Annotated in this window: 11 protein-coding genes; 5 read left to right on the top strand and 6 right to left on the bottom strand. The window is 68.8% G+C overall.

The features are described from left to right. On the top strand, nt 1-405 hold a 405-nt coding region (locus VIR15_RS00610; RefSeq protein ID WP_331925529.1), incomplete at its 5' end, for a VOC family protein. 300 nt (nt 406-705) lie between these two features. On the opposite strand, the gene VIR15_RS00615 is transcribed toward VIR15_RS00610, so the two are convergent. After that, nucleotides 706-2,649, bottom strand: coding sequence for a sialidase family protein (locus VIR15_RS00615; RefSeq protein WP_331925530.1), 1,944 nt, complete (start codon nt 2,647-2,649; stop codon nt 706-708). A gap of 188 nt (nt 2,650-2,837) precedes the next feature. Beyond that, complete coding sequence (locus tag VIR15_RS00620; RefSeq protein WP_331925531.1) at nt 2,838-3,479, bottom strand: hypothetical protein; 642 nt, start codon at nt 3,477-3,479, stop codon at nt 2,838-2,840. A gap of 24 nt (nt 3,480-3,503) precedes the next feature. On the opposite strand from VIR15_RS00620, the gene VIR15_RS00625 reads away from it, so the two are divergent. Beyond that, the gene (locus VIR15_RS00625; protein ID WP_331925532.1) at nt 3,504-5,045 is read left to right on the top strand and encodes a glycosyltransferase-like membrane protein; all 1,542 of its coding nucleotides are present in this window, start codon (nt 3,504-3,506) and stop codon (nt 5,043-5,045) included. Nucleotides 5,046-5,370: 325 nt separating this feature from the next. Further along, nucleotides 5,371-5,958, top strand: coding sequence for an NADPH-dependent FMN reductase (locus tag VIR15_RS00630; RefSeq protein WP_331925533.1), 588 nt, complete (start codon nt 5,371-5,373; stop codon nt 5,956-5,958). A gap of 79 nt (nt 5,959-6,037) precedes the next feature. On the opposite strand, the gene VIR15_RS00635 is transcribed toward VIR15_RS00630, so the two are convergent. Further along, the gene (locus VIR15_RS00635) at nt 6,038-6,874 is read right to left on the bottom strand and encodes a maleylpyruvate isomerase family mycothiol-dependent enzyme (protein ID WP_331925534.1); all 837 of its coding nucleotides are present in this window, start codon (nt 6,872-6,874) and stop codon (nt 6,038-6,040) included. A 10-nt stretch (nt 6,875-6,884) separates the two neighbouring features. Continuing rightward, nucleotides 6,885-7,535 (bottom strand): alpha-ketoglutarate-dependent dioxygenase AlkB, encoded by a 651-nt coding sequence (locus tag VIR15_RS00640; protein ID WP_331925535.1) that lies wholly within the window; start codon nt 7,533-7,535, stop codon nt 6,885-6,887. Nucleotides 7,536-7,639: 104 nt separating this feature from the next. On the opposite strand from VIR15_RS00640, the gene recO reads away from it, so the two are divergent. Together recO and VIR15_RS00650 are read left to right on the top strand one after the other, a co-directional pair. Continuing rightward, nucleotides 7,640-8,368: a DNA repair protein RecO gene (gene recO, locus VIR15_RS00645; RefSeq protein ID WP_331925536.1), complete on the top strand. Its 729-nt coding sequence runs from the start codon at nt 7,640-7,642 to the stop codon at nt 8,366-8,368. A 34-nt stretch (nt 8,369-8,402) separates the two neighbouring features. Next, nucleotides 8,403-9,188, top strand: a complete 786-nt coding sequence (locus VIR15_RS00650) for an isoprenyl transferase (protein WP_331925537.1) — start codon at nt 8,403-8,405, stop codon at nt 9,186-9,188. Nucleotides 9,189-9,228: 40 nt separating this feature from the next. Here the strand turns inward: VIR15_RS00650 and VIR15_RS00655 are convergent, their stop codons facing one another. Further along, nucleotides 9,229-10,155, bottom strand: a complete 927-nt coding sequence (locus VIR15_RS00655; protein WP_331925538.1) for an SMP-30/gluconolactonase/LRE family protein — start codon at nt 10,153-10,155, stop codon at nt 9,229-9,231. A gap of 175 nt (nt 10,156-10,330) precedes the next feature. Continuing rightward, the coding region (locus VIR15_RS00660; protein WP_331925539.1) for a response regulator transcription factor at nt 10,331-10,678 on the bottom strand (348 nt) is incomplete at its 5' end.

Raw genomic sequence — 10,678 nt, forward strand, 5'->3', positions numbered from 1 at the left:
CGACTCACCGATTTCATCATCGACTGCCCAGACCCGATGGAGCTGGCAACCTTCTATTCAGAGGTGACGGGTCGCCCGGTCAAGGGTGGGAGCCACGGCAACTGGGCCGGTATCCGGTTTGGCGAGATCGAGCTGGCCTTCATCCGGGTGGAGGACTACCGCGCCCCGCAGTGGCCAGACCGCGAGCACCCCAAGCAGTTCCATCTCGACTTCGAAGTTGACGACATCGAGGCCGAACAGAGCCGCGTCCTGGCCCTCGGCGCGACCCTGCAGCACGACTCCATCGGCCCGCAGGGCTACGGCTGGCGCGTCTACACCGACCCCGTCGGCCACCCGTTCTGCCTCTGCCACAACAAGGGTGTCACCTGGACCGAAGAGGGCCCCATCTGGCCCCAGAGCGAGTAGCGCGAGTATCCGAGGTGGTCAAAGCCATTCGTTGGTCGCCGCGATGTGAACGACGGCCTCGTACGCACGGCAAGCTACAAGCTTCGGGTGGCGGACGCCGCTGCTCCGCGTCGACGTGTCGGGACGCAGATGATGAGGCCCGGACGGGATTGCCAGTTCCTATGCGGAGCGGTGGAGGGCGGACACGGTGATGCCGTCGCCGCCTTGATCTGGCCGATGCTGAGCTGCATCGCACAGTCGGTCGGGTCCACCTCGGTGGAGGTCCCGCGCAGGTGCGCGGAACCTCCACCTGGTGCGCAGTCATCGTCGGGCGAACATGGCGTCCTGGGCGTACCCGTCGTGTGGGGCGCCGGTGTACGCATCGATCTGGGGTGAGACGGCCCGGCGGTTCAGGCCGGTCCAGACGACGTTGACGTGGTTGTCGTTGCCGACGGCCAGGCCGGTGTAGTCACCGTCGAAGACGTTGCAGTCCTTACCCTCCGCGTTGGTGACCGGCGGGTCGGTGTACCCGTCGGGACCGCAGATCGCGGGCCAGGCGGCTTGAGGGACGTACTGGCCAGCCCAGTGGGTGACGGAGATGTCGACCTGCTCGCCCGCCGAACGCCCCGTCCCGTTAGGGCCGAGGACCTCTCGGCCGGTCACCGCTGCCGCCCCGCTGCTGGGGGTGCGTGGAGCGATGGTGAGCAGCACGTGGTTGAAGGTGTCGTTGCGTCCTCCGCCGGGGTCGGCGATGTTCTCGTTGGAGTCGTACGCCACCGCCAGTGAGCCGTTGGTGTGGAAGTCGGCCCATGGGAACCACTGGTTGCCAGCGGAGGTGTCCAAGGCGATGCGCGGGTTCCAGGTGGTCCCGCCGTCCCAGCTCTCGGCCATGTAGACGTTGGTGTTGGTCACCGCGCGGCAGGGGTTGTAGTCCGGGGCAGTGCCGGGGATGGCATCCAGGCAGCTGGCCGGGGCGGCGTCGTGAATGCCGGCGAAGTTGTCGTTGTAGACCACGACCCAGTGGTTCGGGTTGGTCGGGTCGGCGGTGATGGTTCCAGGCGACTGCCAGCGGATCTGGTGGCCGGTGATGGTCTGCCGCCCGATGACGCTCCACGGTGTGTCGGCCGCACCGTCTTCGAGGTGCGCGATCACCACGGGGTTGCCGAAGGTGGCTCCGCCATCGGTGGACTTGACGGCAAGCAGGGTCTGCTCCAGCTCACCGGGAGTCTCCCAGGCCGAGTCGATGTTGCTGTTGGCGAAGTGCACCACCACGTCCCCGTTGGCCGCGACCTCGGGGATGGGGAAGCTGTCCTCGTCGCACTGCCCGGCCGGTCCCGTGGTTTGCGCAGTGCACAGGGGGTTGGACCCGGAGATCTTCTTCGGCGTCGACCAGGTGCGGCCCCCGTCGTCGGAGGTCGCCAGGTACACCGGTGACTCGGCGTAGGCGCCGTGCAGGTCGTTGAGGTAGCGGACGGCCGCCAGGTAGGCCCGTCCGTAGTGTGGCGAGCTCGGGCTGTTGTCGACCGTCAACCATTCCTTGTCGAAGAAGATGGCGTTGTTCGCTGGTCCGATCGACGCGCCTTGGCCCTTCATCGCGATCGTGGGGCGACTCCAGGTGATGCCGCCATCCGCGGACCAGCTCACCGACACGTTTCCCTGGGAGACAAAGGGCCCGTTGAGGCCTCCCACGTTCTCGAGCTGGGCCATCATCGCCCAGCCGGTCTGTGGGGTGCTGCCGGACAGCTTGCCGTTGAAGGCGGGTGATGGATCGCCGGCGCCGTTGCCTGACTTCATCGGCACCTGGCCGTCGACCCAGCTGGCACCGGCGTTGAAGGACGTGAAGAAGCCGGTCGGAACCAGCGCCTGCCGGGCCCCCGTGGAGTTGTTGATCCGGTAGAAGTAGTCGTTGGAACCAGCGAGCAGGTGGGTGGGCACCTTGGGGTTGGCCACAATGGCGAGCTCGTTGTCGGGGTTGAAGTCCTGCCGGTACGGCTGCGCGTCGTTGCACGAGATGTCCATGGCGCCGCCCGGGCTCCCGTACTGGGCACCGGTGGCGACCGCACACCGATACCGCTCAATCTGAGCAGCGCTGAACTGCCCAGTACCGCCTGTGGTGCTACCCGCGAAACCTGGGTCGATGACCGGACGCACCGTCAGCTTCGCCGTGGAGAACGGTCGGTCCCTGGCGTCCGCAGCCGTAGCACTGAGGACGCACGCTGTAGCAGCGACCGCCGCGACTCCGAAAGCGATGGGGCTACTCCTCATGGCCCCTCCTCCAACGCACCCGAGGGAGCGGCGCTCCGAGGGGACGGGCACGCTTCCCGCCATGCTGGCCCCACCCGGCCCCTCGGTCAAGGTGCATCGCCCCGCAGTGCCCTCTCGGGCCCGTTCCACTTGATGACGGTGTTTACTCAGACTCCCGCGCTTTGTGTCCGCGGATTCAACGCGAGCGGTCAGCCCTGGCTGGACTTGGCGTCGGCCTCGATCTTGGCGGTGTCGGCCTTCAATTCCTTGGTCTCGACCTTCTGTGCCTTCTTCATCGACGCTTCGATCTTCGAGCCCATGTCGGAAACGCCTACGACAACGAGGCCCGCCTGACCCTCGTCGAGGTGCTCGCCGAGATCCTTCAGGTCCTTCCGGCTCATGCCTGCAGCCGCATGACCGGCCACCGCACCAAGAACCGCGCCGCCACCCGTGGTGGCCGCCAGCAGACCTCCGCCGATCGCGGCGAACGGGAACAACGCCACCACGAGCCCGGTTGCCAGGCCGACGCCGGCACCGGCAACGCCGCCCACGCGGGTCGGCGTCTCGTGCTTCTTCCTGATCTTGACCTTGCCGTCCGCCTCCCGCTCGACGACCGCGGCGTCGTACGCGTCGATCAGGTTCGCCTCGGTGTGCAGGTCCTTGACCAGTTCGTAGTCAGCCTCGGCGTCAGCGACGGAGTCGTACACCGCGACGAAGGCGATAAAGGTGTCCACTGCCATCGCACAACCTCCGTTGGATGAGCGCTCCAACACGGCACGAACCGGTCGCGTCGCATCCCAGCGTATCGCCGCCGCGTGCTCTCGCGCCTTGTCGACGGCATGGGAGGTCAACGCGGTCAGGTAGCCTCTCGCGTCATGGAGACGCCGGTCGGCAGGGCATTGCTGCGCCTGACAGGGATCTGTCTCCTCCTGGTGGCGCTCGTGGCCCTGATCGCGCCCCGCCCGGGGTTCATCGACTACAACCGGTGGGTCGTGGTGCCCGTCCTTCTCGTGGCCTTGGCCTTCGGCCTTTTCGGCCGGGTACCGGACGTGCTCAAGAACAGATGGCTGCCAGTCGTCGTGGCGGTCGTCGGCGGCGCCTTGGCGGCAGGGCTCGGCCTCGCGCTTCGCTACCGCTACGGCTGGGACGCTCGCGTCGTCATGGACATGGCGCGTGCGCTCCACGCAGGGCGCGGGTTGGGTGACGCCGACTACGCCTACCTCTCCTTCTATCCGAACACCATCCCGCTCGTGTCGATCGACCGCCTCGGCGTCTCAGTGGGTTCCGCGCTCGGGCTGTCTCCGGACGCCGTGCTCATCACCCTCACGGGGGTGTGCGTCGCCATCACGCTGTATGCCGCTCACCTCCTTGTCGTGCCCGTGGCCGGCCGTGGTCCCGCCCTTGTCACGCAGCTCGTCGTCCTCGCGCTTGTCGGCGTGAGCCCGTGGGTGAGCGTGCCGTACACCGACTACTACGCGATGCCCTTCGTCGTGGGTGGCGTCGCCCTCGCGTGCGCCGCTTGGCGCCACCGTGGCTGGGGCATGCGAATCCTGCTGGGTTCCATGGCGGTTGCCGCGATCTCGGTCGCCTACGTCATCAAGACGACCCCGGCGGTCATCATGGTGGCTCTGGTCGTCGTGGCGCTCGTGCGGCTCACCGACCGCTGGTCGATCGGCCGTGCCAAGGCGGTGATCTCGTCGGCCGTCGGGGCCACCGTGCTCTTCGTCGCCCTGAGCGCCGCGCTGACGGCGGGTGCCGCGTCCGTGGCCGGCATCGACCGGGCCCGCGTCGACCCCGCTGGCACTCCTCCCGTGACCTGGTGGCTCGCCGACGGCATGAACGAGCAACTCTCCGCCGATGGCCGAGTGCAGTACGGCACCTACACCAGGGACATGGTCGAGGCCGTCGAAGGGCGGCCTCCCGCGCAGATGATGGCCTACGCCCGGTCCTACATCGGCGACCGCTGGGAGGAGCGGGGCCTGGGCGGGACGATCGCGTTCTACGCCAACAAGGCCGCGTGGAACTGGGGCGATGGGATGTTCTGGGCGTGGGGCGAGGGGCCGGACTCACTGCCCGGGGCGGTGGTGCCGCACGGCGGGATCAGCGAGGCGGTCAACGCGGTGAACGGGTTCCACGGCCAGTGGTACCACCTGCGTGCGAGCCTGACCCAAGGCCTGTGGCTCGCCGTCCTGCTCGTCGCCGGGCTCGGACTGCTACGCACAGCGCCGGTGCGGCGCGAGACTCTCATCCTGGCCGTCACGGTGCTGGGGATCGCGGCCTTCACCCTGGCCTTCCAAGGTCGCTCGCGCTACCTGTTCGCCTTCGTGCCGGTGATCGTCAGCCTGGCGGCCGTGGTCCGGACGAGGCTCGACCTCGGGTCTGTCCTCGAGCCCGTGCGTCACCGGCTCCGCAGGTAGGGCCGCTGTCGGCAGCAGGAAGCCGTGGCGGTTCAGGCAGAGCACCTTGGCGTGCTCGACCAGTCCATCCGTGCTCTCGAGCTCGGTGCGCCAGAGGACCTCGGCCACGGAGCCGCACTCGGGGCAGTTGGTGATGTCCATGGGAGTCCCCCTGACTCCGGTACGGACGAGGCGACGTGCCCGCCCGCGCGTGATCGTGATCGGGTAGGAGGCTCGCGATGGGGGTGAGATACATCGCGCCGGGGCGGGAATGGATGATAGAAGGTTGATGTTTCAACCACTGATTCGCGGGCATCCAGCCCGCTGACCGACCAAGGAGAGAGCGATGACCAAGATCGCCATCGTCACCGGAAGCGTCCGACCCGGCCGCCAGAGCCTCAACGTCGCCAGGTGGGTCAAGTCCATCGCCGACCAGCGTTCGGACGCCGAGTTCGAGATCGTGGACATCGCCGACTTCGAGCTGCCCGTCTGGGACGAGGCCATGCCGCCGGCCTTCGGCGCCGGTGTCAAGGCACACAGCAAGGCCTGGTCTGCGCGCATGGACGAGTTCGACGGATACGTCTTCGTCGTCTCCGAGTACAACCACTCGATCACCGGGGCACTCAAGAACGCGCTCGACTACCTCGCGCCTGAGGTCAACAACAAGGCCGCCGCCTTCGTGTCCTACGGCTCCGCCGGCGGTGCGCGTGCGGTGGAGCACCTGCGCGGCATGCTGTCCGAGATGCAGGTCGCGCATGTGCGCAACAGCGTGCTCCTCTCCCTGTTCACTGACTTCGAGAACTTCTCGGTCCTCGCTCCGACGGAGCCCGCGATCGCAGCGGTCGAGCCGATGCTCGACCAGCTCATCGTCTGGACCAAGGCCATGGAGGCGGTCCGCTCCGGCGAGTTCTCCCGGGTCGACGCAGTCGCCTGACCACCGTCCGCGGGCACGTCCCGCGGCAGGGCTGAAGCCTTCGCTCCACGGACCGCTGCGTGTCCGTGGATCGACGGCGTCAGTCGATCGAGTCGGCGACGATCCCCTCGACGAGGGCCAGCGCCGCCTCGTCACCCGTGCGGGAGATCTCGCCATGGGGCGGACGGTTCCAGAGCCAGCAGTCCAGGTCGCCGGCCGTACCGGCGACCTCCGCGACCGAGGCCTCGTCAGGCCCATCCGTGACCGCGAAGCGCCGCTCGTCCCACGCGTCGCCGTCTGGGTCGACGCCAGTGACATTCACCGGCGTCACGGTCCACGTGTGGAAACCGTCGACCACGGCAATGGTGACGCTCGGCCCGAGCGGCGACGCCGTCAGGCCGTACTCGGGCGGGTAGCCGCGCATGATGCGCAGCGCCTCGTCCACGCCGTCCGCGGCGAGTCGGCAGTCGACCGGTGAGCGCTCGGCCCCCACGGTCAGCTCGGCGTCGATCCGGTGCATGAGCGCCTCGTGCGCCTGGCGGCGGCTGATGTAGCCGGCCGAGTGGTCGGTGTGCCACATCCACAGCTCGGTCTGCGGGTCGAGGCTCCGGAGCATCCGCTGCAACCGCTCGCTCGCCCGCTCGAAGTGGGCGAGCAGCCCAGCCCGGTGAGTCGGGCGTTCCTCGCGCGCCGACTCGAGGCCCTTCACCTCGTCCTCTCGAGTGAGCCCACGCTCGGCGATCATCCCCCAGAACCACTGCACCTCGCCGAGGTGCCACAGCAGGTCGTCGGCGTCCCAGTCCGGGCACGTCGGCACACGCTCGCTTCCCGCGGTATCGGCGATCAGCTCCCGGAAGAGCCGTGACTCCTGCCTGAGGTGGTCGACGTAGGGGACGGCTCGGGCCGGGTTTGCGGCTGGGGGCCGGCTCAGCGGCATACGCGATCTCCTAACGGACTCCTGCAACGCGGAATTGCACAGAGATGCGCGGCCCGACCGGCTCGGACGTCTTGGGGATCGCGTGGTCCCACGTCCGCTGGCACGAACCGCCCATCACGACGAGGTCACCATGCCCGAGCGGAAAGCGCAAGGACTTGTGCGTGGAGCCGGGGATGGAGCCACCATCGCGCGGCCGGAGCGCCAGCGTCCGCGACGACCCGAGCGACAGGATCGCGACGATGGTGTCGAGGTCCTTCGAGCGGCCGATCCGGTCACCGTGCCAGGCGACGCTGTCGCGCCCGTCGCGGTAGAGGCACATCCCCGCCGTGACGAAGGGCTCGCCGAGCTCCTCCCGGTAGTGGGCGCTGAGCGCATCGCGAGCCGAATCGAGGACCGGGTGGGGCAGGCGTTCATCCCCGGCGTAGAACTTCGTCAGCCGCGGCACGTCGACGACGTTGTCGTACATCTTGCGGCGCTCGGCACGCCACGGCACGTCCCGGACCAACGTGGTGAACAGCTCGTCCCCGGCGACGAGCCAGCCGGGCCGCACGTCCACCCAGGCGCCGGCGCCGAGCTCCACCCGGCGCAGGCTGCCGGGCAGGTCGCCGAGCGTCATGGGGTCGCCGAGGTCGAGCAAGGAGCCCTGGAGTGCGAGATCCATCCACCCAATGTAACCCAAACCTCGAACGAGTGTTCGATGTAATCGGGTCAACGTCTCGGCGCGTGGGGTTCGGCCGGGGAGGACGCGCAGGGGAGAATGGGCCCATGCCGCTCTACCGTGACGAGGCGATCGTCCTGCGCACTCACAAGCTGGGCGAGGCCGACCGCATCATCACGATGCTGACCCGCACGCGCGGCCGGGTGCGCGCCGTCGCCAAGGGCGTGCGACGGACGAAGTCCCGCTTCGGCGCGCGGCTGGAGCCGGGCATGGTCGTCGACGTCCAGTGCTACGAGGGGCGCAACCTCGACACGGTGACACAGGCCGAGACCCTCGCCCCCTACGGCGACGCGATCGCGCGCGACTACGCCGCCTGGACGGCGGCCGCCGCGATGCTCGAGACGACGCTCCAGCTGACCGAGGAGCACGAGCCGCAGACCCAGCAGTACCTCCTCCTCGCCGGCGCCCTTCGGTCCCTCGCTGAGCGGGCGCACGACCCGACGCTCGTGCTCGACGCCTTCCTGCTCCGCTCTCTGGCCGTCGCCGGCTGGGCCCCGAGCTTCCTCGACTGCGCGCGCTGCGGCGCCGCGGGTCCCCACCGGGCGTTCAACGTGCAGTCCGGTGGTGCAGTGTGTTCCGTATGCCGCCCACCTGGCTCGAGCGCGCCCGCTCCCGAGACGTTCGCCCTCCTTGCGGCCCTCCTGTCGGGCAACTGGGAGACCGCCGACGCCAGCGAGGAGCGGCATCAGCGGCAGGGGAGCGGTCTCGTCGCCGCCTTCCTCCAGTGGCACCTCGAGCGTGGTGTGAGATCGTTGCGACTCGTCGAGCGTGCTTGAGTCACAACTGAACCCGTTCATCGACCGGAGAGCCATGACGCTGCCCTACCAGCCGCCCTTCCCACATCCGTCCGGCGCGCGACCACCGGCCATCCCCGCCGAGGCATTGCCTCGGCACATCGCCATCGTCATGGACGGGAACGGCCGGTGGGCCAACGCGCGCGGGCTGCCGCGGACCAAGGGTCACGAGGCGGGGGAGGCGTCGTTGCTCGACGTGGTCGCCGGGGCCATCGAGGTCGGCGTGACCCACCTGTCCGCCTACGCCTTCTCGACGGAGAACTGGCGCCGCTCGCCAGACGAGGTCCGCTTCCTCATGGGCTTCAACCGGGACGTCATCCGGCGCCGGCGGGACCAGCTGCACGAGTGGGGCGTGCGGATGCGCTGGGTCGGTCGGACACCGAGGCTCTGGCGGTCGGTCATCAAGGAGCTGGAGATCGCCCAGGAGCTGACGAAGCACAACACCGGGCTCACCCTCTACTTCTGCGTGAACTACGGCGGCCGAGCCGAGATCGCCGATGCCGTCCAGCGAATGGCCTTTGACGTCAGGGACGGTCGGCTCAGGCCAAGCGCTGTCGACGAGCGAACCATCAAGCGCTACCTCGACGAGCCAGCGATGCCCGACGTCGACCTGTTCGTGCGGTCGTCCGGCGAGCAGCGGACGAGCAACTTCCTGCTGTGGCAGTCGGCCTATGCCGAGATGGTCTTCCAGAACCGATTGTGGCCGGACTACGACCGGCGCGACCTCTGGGCGGCCATCGAGGAGTATGTCGCTCGTGACCGCCGCTATGGCGGCGCGGGGGACAAGCCGACGCCCAGCTGAGCGGGTCCCGCTTGCCCACGTGGTCCGGGCGTCAGTGCGATCACCGGTCGACGACGTTGACCTCGAACTGGTTCGCAGTGGGTGGGAAGCCGGTGTCGAACTTGGCGTTGACCACGGCGAGCCGGTCTCCGAAGCGGGCGACGGTGGTCGGGACCTCGAACAGCCCGCTCGTGACCGTCTTCACCAGCCGGCCCGAGGAGAGGTCCCCGGCGAGCTGGAACTGGCTCACCTGGTTCGAGAAGTTCTGCACCGCATAGACCGTGCGCCCCGCCATGAGAATCCCGTCGACATTCGGCACACTGACACCCTGGATCGTTGCGCTGTCACCCGTCGTCGGGTCAACGGTGTTGAGCACGGCCGAGTTGGTGTGCGCGACGATGAGCGTCCGACCATCGGCCGTCGCCTGGATGCCGTTGTTGTTGAAGCCCGGCTCGACCACCGCGGCGGGGCCGTGCAGGTCCAGCGTTCGCGCGCTGCCAAGAACTCCGCTCGGGCTGACGGGGACGAGGTACAGCTTGGCCTGGGCGGAGTCGGTGAACCACGCTCCCTGGCTCGTCACGGCCACGTCGTTGATGACGGACGTCTCGGTCGTCAGCTGGTAGGCGGCAACCGGTGCGCCGGTCGCCAGGTCGTACACGTATGCCTGTCCGGTGAACCCGCCCGCGACGAAGAGCAGCCCGTGCGCGATGTCTGTCCGCAGCCCGAGGGCCATCCGGCCCGGGGGTGCCTCGATGAACCTCGCTGCGGTGCCGGCGGCGACGTCGCCGCGGAAGATGTCGCCGGTGAACAGCTCGCCGGCGTAGAAAGTGGTCCCGGCGCCGGCAGCGACTCCCTCCGCCGAGTGGGCGCCGGGCAGCACGATCTGCTCCTCCTGGTGGAATGCCTGTGCGGGCGCCGACACGCCCGTCAACGTCAGCAGCCCACCCAGGGCCATCGCTGCCAGGATGCGCATCCGCGAACCGTTCATCGGTGAGTCTCCCTCCGAAGGTGGATGTGGGCGAGGATCTGCCGGGTTCCGCAGCCGAGAGCGCCGCCCGGACCTGCCGCACCACCCAGCCTCCGCCCGAGGGGCCGCCTCCGCAAGGTGCTGATCTCGGGCAAACCAGGTCAGGCGTGGCCCCTCGTGGATCCGGAAGCAGCGTTCAGGGGATCGCGCAGTCCGCCTTCTCACCGGCTCGGACCAGGCCGGACTCGTAGGCGAGCACGGCCAGCTGCACCCGGTCGCGCAGGCACAGCTTGGTCAGCAGCCGCGACACGTAGGTCTTGACCGTCGCCTCCGAGAGGAACAGCTCGCCCGCAATCTCCGTGTTGGACAGGCCTCGTGCCACCAGCCGGAGAACGGTCGACTCCCGCTCGGTCACGTCGGGCAGCGATGTCGGGTTCGTCGCCGGAGCGGTGGCAAACCGGTCGAGCAGGCGCCTGGTGGGCCCCGGCGCGAGCATGGCCTCGCCCCGTGCGACGACCCGCACCGCGTGGACCAGGTCCTGCGG

This window comes from Intrasporangium sp. (assembly GCF_036566125.1).
Classification (GTDB): domain Bacteria; phylum Actinomycetota; class Actinomycetes; order Actinomycetales; family Dermatophilaceae; genus Intrasporangium.